This is a genomic window from Planctomicrobium stercoris, assembly GCF_051465655.1.
Lineage (GTDB): Bacteria > Planctomycetota > Planctomycetia > Planctomycetales > Planctomycetaceae > Planctomicrobium.
This window is the reverse complement of sequence record NZ_CP195791.1, coordinates 1,762,123-1,780,848: the sequence shown is the minus strand read 5'-3', so window position 1 is coordinate 1,780,848 and position 18,726 is coordinate 1,762,123. Positions and strand designations below refer to the sequence as shown.

The following is an 18,726-nucleotide window of genomic DNA, read 5'->3' as shown; positions in this document are numbered from 1 at the left end:
CATTGGTGATAACCCGTTCCGTTTGGCTGCGGTTTTGGCTCTGGTACAAGGTTTAGTATTACTCCGTTAACGGCTGGGTGGCTGGGGCGCGCTGGCAGTCGTCAAGACATCGTTTGAGCAGCCATGCAGATGAGATATTGAGACAAGGTAAAACGTGACAGCCCCAAGACCCCCTGAATGGCAGTATTGAACCAAACTGAGCGATGAATCAGGGGCCATGTGCGTCTAAACTCACAGCAGCCTCGGCACCACGCCCCAGCCACCTTGCCGCTCACAGAGACTCACAGAGCGGTGGCACGCCAAATTGTGTCCATCCCGGGCACCCGGCGACGTGACTAAAATAGACTGGGGCCATGCACGACTCATTACAATGCAGCATCGGTACCGCGCCCCAGCCACCCTGCCGAAATCTCAGATATTTGTGGGTAAGACCAAGCTCTGCGAGCAGTGCCGAATGTCGACTGACCGCCGTTTGTTCTTTGAACACTCGCCTTGCTTTATCGCCGTGGACGCATTCCGACCTTGACCACACCCTGCTTGGGGCCTGATTACTTCACGGTGAAGTTGATCGACTCAGTCGTCTGTTTGCCGGTGAGATCATCCTGCAGGATCAGTTTGATCAGGTGCGGGCCGCTGGTGAGGTGGGCTGGGAGATCGAGGCGGTAGCTGTGGTAGTAGTCGGTTCGCAGCGTGCGGCTGCGGTCTTCGGTCGGCTCGAAGGTATTCCGGTCGACGAGCTGCTGCCCCTCGCCGACTGTGTAGATTTCGATCGTGGAACGGATCCGGGTCACGAACAGGCCGTCATCGGTCGGCGCGCTCTTGAAGTTCCGGATCTCCGCATAAATGAGAACCGTCTGGCCGGGGTGAAACTGATCAGCCGGGAACGTTTCATAATTGCCGAACCCGTTAATCTGCTGGCAGAACGTCATGTTCCGCAAACGCAGATTCGCCGATTGCTGCAGGTGATAGGCGGCTGTCCGGAGCTGGGCGATGGTCTGGGTCGCACGCTCGGCGGGATCATTGGCAGCGGACTGATCCAGATGCTCCGAAAGGCCGAGGAATAACGCTGTCCAGAACTCCTGCTCTTCGGGGGGCAAACCGGGAATGACCTGCAATGCCCGCTGCGGTTCGTTCGCCACCAGATACAGCATTCGCAACGCAACCTGCTTGCGAGTCTCCTGCCGGTTCGAAGAGGTTCCCGGAGCGGTCGAAGCAGAAACTTCGGCTTCCAGCAACGAGATCAGTTTCGAAACTTCATCTTCCCACAGCGCAGATCCCGGGGTGATGCGTGTCTCGATGGCAGCGGTCTGCTTCGGTTCAGCGATGACCGGTGCTGCGGCCGCGGGTTCGATTGATGCTGTCACGGGAGGAGCCGCCACCTCGTTTCGGGAGGGACGCATCTGCGGGATGCCAAGAAGTCCCCGTTCCGGTTTGGTGCTCACGAGAGAATTTTCTTCATCCCCGTCAGATCCGGAATGGTTCCAGAGCCGGTTGGGGTCAGCCAATGAGCGAATCTTCTTCTGCCAGGGCGAGCCCGTTGCAGTGTCGGCCGATGTGGGCTCCGCAGCGTCATCATCCGTCGAGGCCACCTGAGGCGCGTTCCCGGAGACTCGCGATTCGGAAGCGGCTGCTACGTCCACTGTTTCCGGGGTCATCGAATGGGCAGCGGGAACCACTTTTCCGGTCGATGGCGACAAGTCCGCATTCCCGTCGACATCCCGCCGGGTGGCAATTCTTCTCTCCTGAAGGAGCGGGGCCACTTCGCTGGTTTCGACGGTGTCGAGGAATGCAATCCACTCAGCACGTTCATGAGGAGCAGCGTCCCGCAACTCCGCTTCAATCAGCATTCGGGTTCCCGGGTCGTGCTTGAGGCCGGGCGAACCGGCTTCGGCACCGGTCGTTTCTGCATCTGCAATCAGAGGTTGATCGTCTTCCTCCTCCTGAGCGGTGGGATCCGAGGCAGGTTCGGCAGGGAGGGTTGTCTTATCCCGACGCAGCAGCGAGCGAGTGTAATTCCAAGGGGATCCCACCGTGACGCAGCCGGAGCTGAGCGTCAGCAAGAGCAAGACAAAATGCCGTGCCTGCGGGGCCATGGAAGGAACTTTCCGCCAGTTTTCAGAAGAAAATCAGGCAGGAAACGACGTGTGGACTCAATGCAAATGGACGACCGACGAGGCCTCAAACGGGGCCACAATTTGAATTTTGGAGGGAGGATGAGGGGATTTTGAGCGGGAAACTACGGAAAATTCCGTCCTGGAACAAGATCAAATTCGGCTTGAGTTTTCGCATGATCCGCTGGTGACTCAAAACAAGTGAACGACGCGTGGGTGGGGAATTTCGAACCACGGAAAACACGGAAGAGTCGGATGGGAAGAGAAAGCCAACAACCGCGAATGAAGCGAATGCTGCGAATCCATTGATTTGAGATTGAAGTCTCCTAGCTCGATGGGCCCCAGTGTTCATCTCAGTCTGTTTTCTGATTCGCTGAATTCGCGCGATTCGCGGTTCTCACCTTTTCCTTCGTTCCGTGCCCCCAGATTCACTTCCCGACGCCGAAACGGATCGAAGCCTGTCCATTCTCAGCGGATGCAAGCCGGTGAGTTTCTGATTTGGGCCGACAAGTCTCACGCTCTTCTCGTTCTGGTTTCGAACGGGAATTCCCTACAATGGCGGTTTGGGTCCTCGATTCATTTCCCGTATGGCGAACATGTTTCGCCTTTCGAAGCAGCATGCCAGAACCACGCAAGCACCAACCTGCTCTCTTCGACCTCCCGCCGGAACCCGATTCGTGGGAGCTGGCGGCCGAGCAGGATCGGCTGGTGGCTCAGGTGGTCTTCAACAAACCGCTGGATCCGGTCTATCAATACTGGGTGCCGGATCATCTCCGGGAAATGGTGGTCCCCGGCCAGCGAGTGCGGGTTCCGTTCGGACGGGGCGACCAGCTGACGATGGGGTACTGCGTCGGCGTGAGCAACGACCTGCCAACCCGCAAGCGCCTCAAGACCCTGCACGAAATTCTGGATCGCGAATCCCTGCTCTCCCCCGCGATGCTGGATCTGACCCGCTGGATTGCGGACCATTATCTGTGCAGCTGGGGTCAGGTCCTGGAAACCGTGATCCCGGCTGGAGTCAAGAAACAGGCGGGAACCCGGGAGATTCTCAGTTTCGAACTGGCACCCGGCATCGACTTCGCCAAGGTCAAGCTCTCAGCGAAGCAGAAAGCTGTAATCGAGATTCTCCAGAAGAAGCAGGCTGCAATTCCCGTTGCGGAGCTGGCTCAACTGGCGAATTGCGGGACTTCACCGATTGATACCCTGCGCAAAAAGGGGATCATCGTTCCGCTACGCAATCGGAGCCGTGTGGCGGAGGCGGAGATGTCGCCTGTCGCTCCGCAGGCTGATTTAAAGTTGAACCTCGAGCAGCAGGAAAGTCTGCGACGGATTCTTGAGGTCCTGCGTGACCAGCGTCATGAAACGCTCCTGATGCATGGAGTGACCGGCAGCGGAAAAACGGAAGTCTACATTCAGGCGATCCGGGAAGTGGTCAGCTACGGTCGGCAGGCGATTGTGCTCGTTCCCGAAATCAGCCTGACCCCGCAGACCATTCGTCGATTCCGTGCCCGCTTTGATTCCGTTGCGGTGCTGCACAGTCACCTCTCCGATGCAGAACGGCACTGGCACTGGCAGCAGATTGCGGAGGGCCATGTGCAAGTGGTGGTCGGCGCCCGCAGTGCGGTTTTCGCCCCCGTTCCGCATCTGGGGATCATCATCATTGATGAAGAACATGAAACCACTTTCAAACAGCATTCCACTCCGCGTTATCACGCCCGTGAGGTCGCTCGCGAGCGGGCACGACGGCAACAGGTCCCTCTCATCCTCGGCTCAGCAACCCCGACACTGGAATCGCTGGTGCGGACTCAGGAGGGGCATGATCAGCTGCTGACGTTGAAACAACGGGTGGAATTGCGTCCGCTCCCGCATGTCACGCTGGTCGACACCCGTAACGACCCCTTTATCGCGAAACGGAATTCCATCGGCCGGGCCTTGAAGAATGCCATGGACCACGCCCTGCGCGACCAAGGACAGATCATCCTCTTTCTCAACCTGCGCGGCTATTCCCCCGTGCTGTGGTGTCCGAAATGCACCGGAATTCGTTGTCCGGACTGCGATGTCACACTGACCTGGCACAAGGATGCCGGCCTGTTACTGTGCCACAGCTGTGAGTTCTCCATGCCGCCGCCGGAACGCTGTCCGAAGTGCGGCCAGCCGGGACTGAGATACCTGGGCAGTGGAACGCAGCGGCTTGAAGCGGAAGTGAAGACGAAGTTTCCCGATGCCCGGCTCCTGCGGATGGACAGCGATTCCATGAGCAAGCCCGGCAGCCATGATGCCGCCCTGGAATCATTCCGCGAAAAGAAGATCGACATCCTCCTCGGAACGCAGATGATCGCAAAGGGACTCGACTTCCCGAATGTCACCCTGGTGGGAGTGATTGACGCTGATACTCTGCTCCATCAGCCCGACCTTCGCTCCGCAGAAAGAACCTTTCAGCTGATCGCCCAGGTGGCCGGCAGAACCGGTCGAGGAGATCGCGAAGGACGCGTCCTCGTCCAGACCATGGCCCCCGACGAACCCGTGATCCAGTTTGCCGCCCGGCATGACTTCGACAGCTTCGCAAAAATGGAACTGCAGAACCGCAAGGCCATGCAGGCCCCCCCCTACTCCTCCATGGCCCGCATTATCTTCCGGTCCATGACAGAGTCGTTTGTGAAGGAGGAATCCCGCCGCATCGCCGAACTGCTTCGAGAAGCCAATGCACAGGCGGGGACTCAAGTCCGCATCCTGGGTCCGGCCCCCGCCCTGATGACCCGGCTGAGAAAGTTCTACCGATACCATCTGCAGCTGACCGCTCCCACTGCGGAAGCAATTCAGCAACTCTGGCGTGAAACGTCCCACCGTTTCGGGACGCATTCGGAAGTCGAACTGACAATCGACGTCGACCCGCTGGACTTGCGCTGAACGAATGCGGGGCGATTACAGTTCTGAAACAATCGCTCTCCGGTCGTCCACAACGCGCCACCTGATCCCAGCCTGAGTCCCTCCCCCCAAGTGGACCCGGCCAGATACCGAGAGCGAGGCCCCAGCTCCGCCGTTGCCTCGCTTCGGCCATTCAATTTCCGACCGTCCCTCGCTGGACAAACTTCCACGGTGCGAGGACGTTTGCTAGACTCCGGATCGAAATGTCAGCTCCCGATCCCGGGAGGTGACGGATCTCCTGTTGGTGAACCACGTTCACCAACAGGAGAGTGCCGCCTGGCTCGAGAGAACCAGACATGCCAGCAGATGTGAATCGACCTTCACACCACGCCAGCACCACCGGAGAGGTGGCAGAGCGGCCGATTGCACCGGTCTTGAAAACCGGAGTCTCCGCAAGGAGACCCAGGGTTCGAATCCCTGCCTCTCCGCTTTCACTTTTCACCTGATCCCGTCACTTTCCAACCAATTGGAAATTGCGGGATTTTTGCTGCGCTGGAAGCGATCTCCTGATGCACAAATGGTGCACAGTCCGTGCACGGGAGGTGATGGTGGAGCGTTCACTGCGAAGGTCTCTCCGGCGGCGAGTGAGACAAGCTTCCCTCTACTTCTATCACGGCGGATAACGAATTCCGACCGGGATGGCAGCGGCCGTTCGAAAAAGAGTTGCGGATATTGAGGGTGAAGCCCGACAGATGGCGGCGCAGGTTAACGCCCTGCTCTCATCTCAGTCCCCACTCTGGTGACGTTCCAGCCGGTTTCCATTGCACAACTGCGAACCCGATTCCTGGAGCATCAGGACATCGTCGTGCGTCGTTTCTGAATACGATCTGCTCGTGTCGTACGTTCCTTCTTGAACATACTCCGACAGGACATCAGGGCCGTAGAGCTCCTCAGAGAGCAGAGTATGCCGTAAAGAAAGTCCCGGAGAAGGTTATTTCAGAGTTGCTGCGGAAAGAGGGAGTGCCGGGGCCGGACCCTTGAAAGCAGAACATTACCAAATCGTAATAAACAAGAAGCCAAAAACACTTCACAAAGATGACGATTTTACACAAAAAAGCTATTTTGCTGGCATTTCAATTGACAGTATCGAAAGTGAAGACGATATTATATCACGACCCTATTGGTAGTCGTATGTGAAAGCTCGACTCCCATAAACTTCGTTCATCTACATTTGTCGGTGCTGACTGGATTTTTCTAGAGGCATCACGCAAACCACGAGGCTTTGCATGATCTCCACGTCACAGCGAACCAGCAGGTTTTTCAGGGCCAAGGATGCGTACCGCACGGGCTTCTGTCCGGTCCCTTGCTGTTGTTGAGGCTGACTCTGCCTCTGAGTTCTTCCGGATTGCTTTTCCGAATCCGCTCTCGAGCAGGGATCAGCCTTCATCTTTGAAGGCGGAGTCACTGCCACAACTTCCAGCGGTCCGGTCTTACTGTGTACTCCCCACAACCGTTGTTTCTGGATGGCCGCGATCGCGTTGCGAGCCTTCCACTATTCGAAAAGTCGACACTCCCATGAAAGCACATCCCCATCGTCACCGTGGCTTCACACTCATCGAAATACTTGTGGTGATTGCCATTATTGCGGTTCTGGTCGCATTATTATTGCCTGCAGTACAGCAGGCGAGGGAGGCAGCCCGCCGCAGTCAATGCAAGAATCATCTAAGAGGTTCCGGACAAAACTAATGTTGGCATGGTTTGAAAATTTTGGGAAGGTCTGGTTTTTCCCGTTCACGGAGGAACTGATATGGCCACCCGATTGCTGAGTGATGACTTGTGGGACGAGATCGAGCCGTTCTTTCCGACTTACGAGTTCTCTGTCAAAGGCGGCCGACCGCCAGCGGAGAACAGGACCGTCTTCACCTGCATTCTGTTCGTGCTCAAGACCGGCATCGCCTGGGAGGACCTGCCCTTGGAACTGGGGTGTTCCTACAAGACCTGCTATCGACGTCTCAAGCTGTGGATCGACCTGGGAGTCTTTCAGGACATTCATCGCCACCTCCTCACCGTGCTGAACGCAGCCGGGCGTCTGGAACTGGCGGACGTGCTCGTCGATGCCGGATTGATCAAGGCCCCGTTGGGAGGACAAAAACCGGACCGAATCCGACGGATCGTGGTCGCTGCGGCAGCAAGTCTCACCTGATGACCACTCACAATGGGATTCCGCTGGCGAACATCCTGACGGCCGCCAATGTTCATGATCTGAAACAACTTCTGCCACTGGTGTTTCTGAGGTACCCGAAGATTGGTGGCAAGCGGGGACGCCCCCTGGATTGCCCACGGAGTGTGACCGCCGACAAAGGCTACGACTGCCAGGCAACTCGGGACCTGCTGGGACTGGCTGGCATTGAGACCTTCATTCCCAAACGAGGTCAGCGGCAGGACTCGTCTCTGGGTGCGACCCGCTGGCCGATTGAACGGACCATCAGCTGGCTCAAACAATTCCGCAGGTTGCGGATTCGCTGGGACAGGCTGGAGGAAGTGCACCAAGCGTTCCATGACATCGCCAACTCACTCATCACCTGGAGATATCTCATCGCTGAATAGGTTTTGTCCGGACGCCCTAAAGCAAATTGCACTCGCGCTTCATAATTATCATGAAGTTCACAGCAGAATGCCGCCCGGCTGGCTCGATGATCCAGCGCAGTGGCCTTCGAATTCCGGAGATCCTGCTGCTTCGTTTTATGCTCACTACGCCTGGCCGACACTCATTCTGCCAATGGTTGATCAGTCGACGGTTTATAACACCCTCCAGCCGCAGAATGACATGCTTCAAGCCATTAAGGTGCCAGAGAAACTGGCTGCCATGCAGCAGCCGTTGAGCCTTTTCCGTTGCCCATCAGACACCGGTCCCCAATTGAACTCGGTGCGCACGATGGGGGATGAGGCCAACAAGGAATATCCAATTGCGACATCCAACTATGTGGGGAATTTTCATTCGGGCGCGGTCGGCACGGGAGCAATTGCTCCTGCTCTGAAACGACCTGGAAATGGGTTCTTCTTCTGGAACAGTTCGATCAGCTTTCGACATGTCACAGATGGATTGTCAAACACCATTCTTCTCAGCGAGCGTGCTTTCAACGTGGGCGGTCTTGAGTGCGCGGCCGGCGTGATCTATGGCATCCGCGGTACGGCGATCGGAAATACCAATCGCTTTCAATCAGTGGTCTTTCAAGGAAAAGGAATTATCAACTCGTCCGACACCAGCAATTCGACGCAAAACAACAGTTGTCTGATGGGTGTGTCGAGCCTGCATGAAGGGGGAGTTCATATCGTCCTGGGCGACGGAAGTGTCCGCTTCCTGAACGAAAATATTGATCAGAAACCAGACGTCAATTATGCGACGACAGTTGTAGACAGCATTTATGAATACCTCATCAGCCGAGAAGACGGGATGTCTGTCGGTGAGTTCTAAATCCTGAAGTCACGCACTGCCTGGCAGTAGCCCCAGAGGAGTGTGGAGGCGATTCGGGAGAATTGTTCGATCGAAAGCTGGGTTGATCGCCGCCGGAACGTCACGCTTTCGTGAGATCCGCTCCAGGTAGGTGCCGAAAAGCTGATTGGATACTCGGCGTTTTTGGCGAGGTTTCTATTTCCCCTCATGAGATAAAGATCTGCGAGATGTCGCGCCTTCTGAAACACCCGAGATCGGCTCTTCACAGTCCTGGAAAAGGGATCCTCACGGCGATTCTCTTTCTGGGGCTGGCTGGCTGCCAAAAGGAAACCATCCCGCTGGGTGAAGTGAGTGGAAGAGTGACGCTCGACGGTCAGCCGGTCCCCAACGCCTTCATCACGTTTACACCAGATCTCGCGGGCCGGCCATCAACGTCAAGATCAAATGCAGACGGTGAGTACGAACTTCGGTACAACGCAACACGGAAAGGGGCGCTGCTTGGATCACATCAGGTTCGCGCCTCCACAGGAGACCTGACTCCCGATGACAAGGTGATCCCCGAAATTATCCCGGCGCGTTATCACAAACTGGGGTCGATTGCCGTTGTGGTGGAAAAAGGGAAGAACGTGATCGACCTGGATCTGATGACATTACCCGGCGACGAGACAGCCAGGAAGAAATCGAAGTAAACAGAACGCTCACGCCCAGCGAAGACATTCCATGCCACGAGTTTTTCGACACCTTGCGATTGCCGCCGTTCTCATGGCGAATCCATTCTACAGTGTTTGCCTTTTGTTCGCTGCGGATCGCCCCAATATCATCGTGATCCTGGCGGATGACATGGGCTACGCCGATGTTGGTGTTCAGGGAGTCGATCCGGACGTGAAGACACCGAACATCGATCGGCTCGCACATCAGGGTGTTCGCTGCACCGCCGGATACGCTTCAGCTCCCCAATGCGCCCCTTCGCGCGCCGGTTTGCTGACAGGTCGATACCAGCAGCGATATGGTTTCGACAACAATCAGGACATGCCCCTGACGACTGATGCGGTCACAATTGCCGAACGGCTGGGAAAAGCGGGTTATACCTGCGGGATGGTCGGAAAATGGCACCTTGACCCCGCTCGAAATTCCGTAAAGTGGGCTCGCAAGCAGGGCCTTCCCATTCAAGGCCGTAATGAGTTCACCATCCCCGAGGAGCTCGCGCGCCCCTATCTGCCAGCGGCTCAGGGATTCCATCAGTTTTTCAACGGACCGTTTCAGAACTATCAGGCCAATTTTGATCTTCGCGGAAATCCATTGGCTCCGCAGGGTGAATCCGTTGTCGATGACCGGTTCCGTGTGGATATCAAATCCGAAGCCGCCGAAGCCTTTATCGAGCGGAACCATGACCAGCCGTTTTTCCTGTACGTGGCCTATGTTGCCCCGCATGTCCCGCTGGAAGCTCCGCAAAAATACCTGGATCGCTTCTCGTCGGTGGAATCTCTCCGTCGCCGATACGCCTTGGCCATGATCTCAGCCGTCGATGATGGCGTCGGCCGAATTCAGGATGCCCTCAAAAAGCACGCCATTGACGAAAATACACTAGTGATTTTCCTCAGTGATAACGGGGCCCCTCTGGGCGGGAAGAAAGACCTGCCGGTTGAAGATCTGCAGGTCCTCTGGGATGGCTCGGTGAATACTCCTTATCGGGGAGAAAAAGGGATGCTCAGTGAAGGTGGCTTGCGGGTCCCATTCATCTGGAGCTGGCCCAAGGGACTCCCCCAGGGAAAGGTTGAAGAACGTCCCGTCAGTTCTCTGGATATTGCCGCCACAGCCGTAGCACTGGCTGGCCTTCCGGAGGATCCAGAACTGGACGGAGTGAATCTTGTCCCTTATTTCACCGGAGAGAATCCCCGGAATCCGCATGAAAACCTGTATTGGCGGTTCTTTACACAATCGGCAATTCGCTCCGGGAAGTGGAAATACATCAAGGCTGGTAAAGAAGCGGAGTATCTCTTCGACCTCGATATTGACGGGGAGGAAGTATCCAATCGAATCCAGGACCATCCGGAGATCGCAGCTCAGTTGAAAGGTGAACTGGAGATTTGGGCCGACACCTTGAAACCTCGCGGATTGCCGGACACGACACTCCGCAAACCCGAACAGAGCTGGTATGAGGAGCATTTTGGCCTCGAAATTAAAGCTTCTCAGCCATAAGTCGGCCTGTCGCTCATCCATTTCACTCTTCCAGGTTCGCCGCGTTCCGGCACGCGGCGAACCTCATAAGGTGCCGATTGGCTGATCAAGCCGCCTCGCACCGAGCATGCTGCGCCTCCCCATCAGAACAACTCTTAATTCTGCCTCGCCCCTGAGCAGGTTCTGAACATCTCGCTGGCGCGGGATGACGTGAATGATGACAACGGATACCCGCGATATGGTCCCGCTGACAATTGAATATCGCTCGTATAGTCATCTCAATTCAGGCGCGCGACGAGAAAATCAGATGCACACTTGCATTCAGTCCATCTGGTGAACAGAATGCCACTGCGTCGAAGTTAATTCTTCTTGTCTGAATTGTCGTTGCACGGGCCAAGCAGTGCACGCAAACAGAAATCGCGGGCCATGCAATTTCACGGGCGAAAACGGGCACTCCCACAGATCTTCATACTGACGATCTGTCTTGGACTCTCTGGCTGCCCCGCCCCGAATTCCGAACAGCCGCAGCCGCCTGTGCCTGCAGCGCCAGCGGAAGCTCCGCCCGCATCAGCTTCTGCTGAAGACCAGAATCCGCCCCCTCCCGAGAGCTCCGATTCGAGTCTCGACAGCTCTGAGCCAGTTACTGAAATCGAAATTCCGCCGCTGGCGATACCGCCTGAAGTCCCTTCTTCACTGCCTCCCCCCGCTGAAGCAGCAGCTCGACCGGGCCTGTCGGCCGCGGAAAAGGCGACAATTCTGAACAGGGCCAATCGCCTCCTCGGCTCAGCGAAGCTCAAAAGAGGCGAGGGAAAAAACTCGACCGCATTCCGCGAAGCACGAGAGGCATGGAATCTTGTTGAGGGAAGCAAGGATCCCGACTTTCAGCGACTGGCTGGCGAGATTCGGGCCGAACTGGATGCTTCCGCCCGGCAGCTGTCCGCGTCAAAGAAAGACCCTCCCAGCAAGTTTCGCACCCTGATTCTGGAGTGAACTTCACACATTTTCCTTGAGTTGAATGATGCAAGTCATGGCACCAACGCCTTCCAATAAAACCGCGACAGTCGGAGGACTTCCTCGGATCACCTGTCCCCATTGCTGGGAGTCATTCCCAGCGGAACGCATCTTGTGGATCACAGAGCATGCAGACCTTTTCGGCGACCCCATGCTGGGGCCGGACCATCAACAACGCTTCCTGCCCACCCGCTTCACAGTCGACGGCGAAGCCATCGATGCACGAGGTTTTGCGTGTCATTCGCTGGCCTGCCCGAAGTGCCACTTGAGCGTTCCCCGCCCTCTCGTCGAACTGGAACCTCTCTTTCTTTCGATCTTCGGAGCCCCCGCCAGCGGCAAGTCGTTCTTTCTGGCATCGATGACGTACCAGCTGCGTCAGATCATGTCGTCCGTGTTTGCCACGTCTTTCTCCGACGCCGATCCCCTGCTCAACCAGCAGCTCAATGACTATGAGGAATCTCTGTTCCTCAACCCTCGGGCTCAGGAAATGTGTTCCCTGGCCAGCCTGATTCGAAAAACTGAAGAACAGGGAGAGCTCTACGATCAGGTCTCTTATGGCTCGCAGACGGTCAGTTATCCCCGGCCGTTTCTGTTTTCGATCCAACCTCAGCCCGGGCATCCGAACAGTGAAAAAGCGGATCGCCTGGGTCGAGTCGTCTGCCTGTATGACAACGCTGGCGAATCATTTCAGCCCGGCAAAGATATTGTCAGCAGTCCGGTCACGCGCCATATGGCGCTCTCGCGCGCCTTGTTCTTCGTCTTTGATCCGACACAGGATGTCCGCTTTCGCCAGATGCTGGATGATGGAACTGCGGACTGGTCGAAGGATGACTCGAAATCACGTCTCTCCCGGCAGGAACCGATTCTGCAGGAAGCGGCCGCCCGAATTCGGCGCTATGCGAAGCTCAAGCAGTCAGAGAAACATGGCCGACCATTATTCGTCATCCTCACCAAGTACGACGCATGGTCACATTTACTCGAAGAACTGCTCGGAGAAGACGACCACAGCGAACCCTGGAAGCCGATCGGTCAGGTCTCCAACGGGGATCGCATTCACGGGCTCGACATTGACCGCATCGAGCGCTATGCCCGCTTCTCCCGGCATCTGATGCAGCGGGCCTGCCCTGACATCGTGGCTGCAGCCGAGACATTCGCCAGTCATGTCACTTTTCTACCCGCGAGCGCCGTCGGCTGGTGTACACATGAAGGACGAACTGATGGCCAACTCTATATGAGGCCGGCGGAAGCTCGCCCGTTCTGGGTGACCGTCCCGTTTCTTTATGCACTGGCACGCTGCCACCCCGGTTTGATTCCTGTGCTGAAGCGTCAGGGGGCGACAACATGATTCAGGAACTCCTCTACACGTCCGCTCCCAAAGGTCTGAAGCCGGGCAGCCGTGGCTTTTGCACCGTCCTCAGCACCTCAGGCATGCCCGCTCCTGTCGCGACAGCGCTCGAGTCCCTGAGTGGATACCGGCCCGTCTTCCCGCCCGGGGACCCGCAGGCGTCTCAGAACCCGGTGGTGTACTCCCATCTCCAGATGTCGCTGAGCGGACGACGCAGCAGCGTCTTGTCCCGAATCGCCGACTACGGACTGGATTACTCCCAGCGAACCAACAAACTCGCTCATCATCTTGTGCTCGATCCCGCTGATCGCCCCTCCGCAGGACCGGCCTGGACGCTGGCGCAGTCTGGCATGATCCGAGATCAATGGGATGGCGAGCTGAAGGTCGTTTCCGGGGAACGCCGTCTTCCGCAAGGGAAAACTGCAGTTGCGAAATGCACGGCATGGGAGGAACTGACAGGCGACGCCGGCTGGGCAGGCGTCCTGGCGGAATCTTTCCTGAAGCATCCGGAGCAACCAGCGTACATCATCTTCTCGCCCGGAATGAACCTGCTGCCCCTAATGGAAGAAGCGATCAGCCTGCTGCCAGCCAGCCGCCGCTGGGATGTCACGTTCAGCACTTACTTCACCAAGATCCCCAACGGCGTGACCTGCAATTGGCGATGCCTACTGGCTGATTCCCCGGAAGCAGTGGAATCTCGCCGATATGTGCAATCGCTGCGAATCGACCTGACCAAACCCCTCCCCCCCGCAAAAGGGGGCCCCCTGGTCTCCGCAGCCCGAACGGGCGTCCTGCCGACGAAAAATCATTTGGAGGAAGGGGAAACAGCTTCTCCCCATGTTTTTCCACCACGAACCTCAGAGGACGACCCCGACGAACCGATCCGGCTTGTTCACGAGCGCGCACTTCCTCCTTCGATCCGCGGACAGGCAGCTGCGCCTCCCATCCACCAAGCAAAGTCGAGATCACGGAAACTGGTAAAACGCGTTGCAGCGCTGATCCTGCTCGCCACGATCGCTGCAGGTGCAGGATTTTATCTCACCGGGTTGAAATCGTGGATGCGGTCGTTGATTGCCACAGCCACTCCAATCGAGAACGAAACTTCATCCGCTCCAAGCATTCCGGAGAATCAACGCAAGACAACCACCACGGGAAGTTCTTCGTCCTCGACGGCCACCGAAGAAGATCAGAAAACAAATTCGGAAATGGGACTGAACGAATTATCGAATGGCGAAGTTTTATCGGAGCCTGCCGCGACAGTCTCAATCGCACCACCTCATGGAGGCTCACTTATGCCAGAGAATCCTGGAGTGGTGGCCGAGACATCCTTAAATTCAACCCCTGCTGCTGCGATGGCTCCCGAAGAACAGCCAGCTGACTCGCCCCCCTCCTCGAGATCGCCAAACTTGTTTTACTTTTGGGCCGACTTGGTAAAGGATCTCGAGCCCAATGTCCCGCAACAATTAGCGATCGACAAAGTCGTCATTGAAGAGGTGAAAGTCTGGAGTCCGACCGATCTTTCAAACAATGTTCGGGCAAAACAAAATGAAGTCTTCCAAGACTTTCAGAAATCGGATAGCTGGAGCCCATACCTGAAGGTTTCCTCCTCACTAGACGACCAAGACGGGGCAAAGATCGCAATAAACGTAAGCGCAAGAATACCATACCAAAATCACTGTCGATTCATTTATACTATTAAAACACAGGGGTGTAACGATCTGGCAACAATTCTCCCTTACGCGATCGTTCAATACATTGACCCGCAAGGCAGAGACACAAAAAATCGCCGTCATAAACTTATTTTTCCGACAAATATGAGTTCAGCCAGTGAAAACTGGAACCTCAGTTTGAACTCATTGAAATTAACGCAAAGTGCAGGCAACATCTTGCCTGACGACAAACCAGTCCCTTTAATCTGGAACGGAAACGTGGCATCTGGCGACTTCAACGCCTCGGCCTTGAATTTATTAGATCCAAGCTCGCAACTATTCGACAATCCACTCCTTGAATCCATGAAAGATCAGCCGGTTCCAATTAAGTTAAGTGTTGCAAACTCACCGGAAATCCCCTCTGGCCAAAAAAACACCGAAGTCATTGTCGAATTCGCGTTCTACAGCTTTGAAACTTCTCTCAAAAAGTTTATCGAGCATGACTTGGACGAAGCGATTAAATTCAGTCCAATGGGGGCAGGCATAAACGCAAAATGGCTAAGTGCCACAAATCGGATCGTCTCTGACGGATTGTTGAGTGAAGTGCAACAAGCGAGCCAACAGGCTGAAGCAATAAAGAGAAGCAATACAGTAACGGAAAAAGAAGATGGCATGTATACCCAGGAAGAACTGAACAAGATGTCTATATCCAATTCTGCAGGACAACAGTTGGCTCGTCTCGGTCGCATTAAGCAGTTTTGCGAATTTGCAACCCAATTGATTACCGAGCTGAAGTCGCTTCATCTAAAAGAAGTCATTATCTCGCAGGAATGCAAGAACGACAACGTAACGAAGTTTCTTCCAATTTTTGTCTACCCGACAAGTGAGCAAGCATCTCAGGCTGCAAAGTAATAAGGGCCAATTCTCATGTCCGACTATCAGCAAATCGTTGACGAGATTCGCTTCGCGCTGCAGTCTGAGGATTGCGAGTTTACGGAGGAACTCCGGGTTGCAGCGGGGGAGTATGCGCTCGCCTGTCATGAAGTGAACTTGCGGCTGAGGAAGATCGAAACTTATCTCGACGGCGGTCTGCGATCCGAAGCCATTCAACTGGCAGAAGGCCCCCCCAGCGTCGAGGAGATTGTCGGACTGCTGAACTTTCCCGAGATGGAGGCCTGGGAAGATGTCGTCGCCATCTATGATCTGCCCCGCAGCGAAGCCCTGAACCTGCAGGTCGTTGGAAAGCTGAACGAAGCCCAGCTGATCGAACTGCCCCTGCAGAACCTTCTCTCCCGCCATCGCCTGCTGGCATTGCATCGGGCTCCGCTGAAGTTGCGTCTGAATGTGTTACGGCAGCTGCGAAACGCAGACCCTGAAACGACGAGCTGGGAAGATGACGTCCGGACTTTTGAGAAGGCCCGGTTTCAGGAGATGGCCGAGGAGATCCGCACCGCTCAGCGGCAAGGGGATCTGCCTCAGCTGAAGCTTCTGCAGAAGGATCTCGCCGACGGAAATTGGCTTGAAATCCCCCCCGCCCGGCTGATTCACTCGATCAAAAACAGTGCTGCCGAACTGACAAAACAGGTCGCCTTCCGACAACTTGAAGAGCTGGCTCAGCAGCTGGAGAACGCATTTTCTGAACTCGATTTCCCGAAAGCCCGCGAGCTGTCAGTCCAATGGAAAGATGCCCTCCGTCGTGCGGGACCAGCCTTCCCCACGGCACCCCAGGAGCAGGTCGCCCCGGTTCTCGGCTGGGTGCAGGATGAAGAAGAACGGGAAGCTGCCGAACGGAAGTTTCAGCAACTGACGGCAACACTGGAACGTGAACTCGATCAGGCCACCAGCACGGAAGAACTCGATCGACTGGTGCATGAGATTCAGCGACTGGACCGCGACGTGCCGGAACTTTTGGCCCTCCGTTACCAGAATCGGCGTGAAGCCCTGCAGATCAGCCAGACTCGATTGCATCGGCTGCAACTGGGAAGTGCCCTGGCCGTCGTCATTGCGGTCGCTGTCGGAATCGGATTTCTCGTCCGGCATCAGCTTCAGGCCAGTGAAGCGGACCGGGTGGCAAGCCACGTGGAACAGCTTCTGGAAAATCATCAGGTCGACGAAGCAAAGTCCGTCCTCTCAAAACGAAACGATATCGCCCGTTGGGATCGCCTGTCAGCCCTGCAGACCAGGATCGACAAAGAGCTGAAGGACGAGCAGGAACGACAGGTTCTTTACCAGAATTCGCTTGCTCTGGCGCGTGAAGCGAAAACCCATGAGCAGATCATGAATGCGCTGCAGCAGGCACGAACCCATGCCAGAACACCGGAGGAGAAACGGACCCTCACCGAAATTGAGCGGAACCATCAAACCCGGCACGACGAAGAGATGATGACCCGTGAGTCTGAACTGGGTGAATCCATCCGGGTGACGGGAGAACAACTGGCGAAACTGGATCGGGAGATGGGAACCGGAACGGGGGACCAAAAAACCGGAGAGGCTGTGGTCGGATTGGCTGAGGTGATCGGAGAGTTGCAAAAGAAGAGTGTCGGACTTCGGCCTGAATTTGCCGCTCAGGTTCGTCTGCTTTCCGCACGTCGAAAGGAGCTGGAGGACCTCCGCAATCAGCGTCTCCTGCAACAGCAGCGTCTGGCCGACCTGACTCTGCAGGCCCAAATCTCTTCAGCTTTAGGCAACCCCGCAGAGGCGGTCGATCGCTATCGGGATTCACTTCTGGCTTTTGCGGACTCGATTCCGCAGGAGAAGGCCGCTGCCATGTACCGGGAGCGAACCAAAGAAGACATGTACTGGAAAGCCGCGTTGACCTGGGCCGGACACGTAAACACGTGGCAGGACACCTGGCCTCGCGATCTCACGGAGATGTCAAAAAGAATTTCCACCTGCCGGACTTTCATCACTTCCCACAGCGGGGCTCCCGACACCGCACTCGCCAAACGTTACGCCGATCAACTTGAGGCCTTAACGTCCATTACCGGCCACATCGACGGGAGCGGAACAGGACTCCAGACACGCATGGAGAGGATCTTCTCCAGCCCGCTGGTCGAAAAATCCGCGTGTGTGAAAATCAGGGACGGCCGCATCTTTTACGTCCCGGAAGGGACAAGAATCCAGACGAACGGCATCCCCAATTTCAGGTTCTATGTGGGATACGGGAACGAGGACCTGGATACTCAGAAGAAAATCCCGACAGAGGATTTTGTTTCTCATACGCCGGCACCCTCACCCAGTCAGGTCATCGCGACTTTCGTCAAAGCCCGGGTGTTCTCGACACCGCCGGAACAGTGGAACGTGTTCTGCCAGGAACTCTCCCTGAAAATCCTGGATGACGCCGAGCTGAATCCTTTTTTGAAACTCGATCTGCTGAAACGCTGCCTGGAGGTATCCGCCAGCGGGGATCTCTTTCTCAAGGACCAGCTCGAGCCGCATCTAAAGCATTTGCAGGGGGCTGCAATCAACCCTTTGGCTCGCTGGATGAACCCGGACGATGTCGAAGGGAAACGATCAACAGAAGATGCAAAGCAGATTCTCACGCATTTCCAGAGACTCAAGAGCCTGGACGACGTCTGGAGGGATGCCGACAAACAGCGAGCTGAGTTCTCCAGGGCATTACAACGATCCGTCTCCATCGTCGGTTGGCTTCAGCCCGGACAACAATGGACCTGCCACATGAAAGATTGCGAACAAGCTCCCGACGGTGATTTGCTGGTCATCTTTGTTCCGGATGGCAGCAAAGAGAGCGAATGGCGAACGATCGGCCGCGTTGCGAACGGAACAATGCAGTTCAAACACGGAACCAACGAATTTCTGGCAGCAGGTCGCCCGGTCTTTGCTGATCAACGATCTGGAGCCCTTCCCGGAACCGGACCGTCGTCAACGACGTCCGGCGGCATTCTTTCTGGAGCCACCCGCTGAGGTCATCATGTCCCAGACAAACAGCATCAAACATTTTGTGCGAATCGGCGGCAAGATCCTGGGCCCCTTTGATCTGAACCAGCTTCGATCATTGAAATCGCGTGGGCGAATTCATAACGAGCACGAAGTCTCGACGGACCGAAGAAACTGGTCTCCCGCTTCGAGTCTGGCGGAAGTCTTTGGAGAACC

General features: G+C 56.1%; 10 protein-coding genes, 1 tRNA gene and 1 pseudogene. 11 read left to right on the top strand and 1 reads right to left on the bottom strand.

The window, feature by feature from the left end; all coding sequences use genetic code 11:
- Positions 1-548: 548 nt before the first annotated feature.
- A complete protein-coding gene (locus SH661x_RS07340; RefSeq protein ID WP_437229485.1) occupies positions 549-2,093 on the bottom strand; it encodes a hypothetical protein in 1,545 nt (514 codons plus the stop codon).
- Between the two features lie 636 nt (positions 2,094-2,729).
- Here SH661x_RS07340 and priA point away from each other — a divergent pair.
- The 11 genes and pseudogenes from priA to SH661x_RS07285 all read left to right on the top strand — a co-directional run bounded on the left by priA (position 2,730) and on the right by SH661x_RS07285 (position 18,537).
- The gene (priA, locus tag SH661x_RS07335) at positions 2,730-5,018 is read left to right on the top strand and encodes a replication restart helicase PriA (RefSeq protein ID WP_437229483.1); all 2,289 of its coding nucleotides are present in this window, start codon (positions 2,730-2,732) and stop codon (positions 5,016-5,018) included.
- Between the two features lie 359 nt (positions 5,019-5,377).
- Positions 5,378-5,464 (top strand) — tRNA-Ser (locus tag SH661x_RS07330).
- Between the two features lie 1,087 nt (positions 5,465-6,551).
- A pseudogene (locus SH661x_RS07325) lies at positions 6,552-6,713 on the top strand (type II secretion system protein); the annotation flags it as partial.
- Positions 6,714-6,783: 70 nt separating this feature from the next.
- Positions 6,784-7,583, top strand: a protein-coding gene (locus tag SH661x_RS07320) for an IS5 family transposase (protein WP_437221910.1) whose coding sequence is annotated in 2 segments (ribosomal slippage) — positions 6,784-7,123 and positions 7,123-7,583 — 801 coding nt in all. Because the reading frame shifts where the segments join, the coding sequence is not laid out codon by codon here.
- Positions 7,534-8,451 (top strand): DUF1559 domain-containing protein, encoded by a 918-nt coding sequence (locus SH661x_RS07315; protein ID WP_437229481.1) that lies wholly within the window; start codon positions 7,534-7,536, stop codon positions 8,449-8,451. Before SH661x_RS07320 ends, SH661x_RS07315 begins: the two co-directional genes overlap by 50 nt.
- Before the next feature lie 206 nt (positions 8,452-8,657).
- Positions 8,658-9,119 carry a carboxypeptidase-like regulatory domain-containing protein gene (locus SH661x_RS07310; RefSeq protein WP_437229479.1) on the top strand — a complete coding sequence of 154 codons (462 nt, stop codon included), beginning with the start codon at positions 8,658-8,660 and terminating at the stop codon, positions 9,117-9,119.
- A 31-nt stretch (positions 9,120-9,150) separates the two neighbouring features.
- Positions 9,151-10,629: a sulfatase family protein gene (locus tag SH661x_RS07305; RefSeq protein WP_437229477.1), complete on the top strand. Its 1,479-nt coding sequence runs from the start codon at positions 9,151-9,153 to the stop codon at positions 10,627-10,629.
- 405 nt (positions 10,630-11,034) lie between these two features.
- The gene (locus SH661x_RS07300; protein WP_437229475.1) at positions 11,035-11,598 is read left to right on the top strand and encodes a hypothetical protein; all 564 of its coding nucleotides are present in this window, start codon (positions 11,035-11,037) and stop codon (positions 11,596-11,598) included.
- A gap of 133 nt (positions 11,599-11,731) precedes the next feature.
- The gene (locus SH661x_RS07295) at positions 11,732-12,964 is read left to right on the top strand and encodes a hypothetical protein (protein WP_437229473.1); all 1,233 of its coding nucleotides are present in this window, start codon (positions 11,732-11,734) and stop codon (positions 12,962-12,964) included.
- Entirely contained in the window at positions 12,961-15,525 is a 2,565-nt protein-coding gene (locus SH661x_RS07290; RefSeq protein WP_437229471.1) for a hypothetical protein, read from the top strand. Before SH661x_RS07295 ends, SH661x_RS07290 begins: the two co-directional genes overlap by 4 nt.
- 15 nt (positions 15,526-15,540) lie before the next feature.
- A complete protein-coding gene (locus tag SH661x_RS07285) occupies positions 15,541-18,537 on the top strand; it encodes a hypothetical protein (RefSeq protein ID WP_437229469.1) in 2,997 nt (998 codons plus the stop codon).
- The last annotated feature ends 189 nt before the right edge of the window (positions 18,538-18,726 follow it).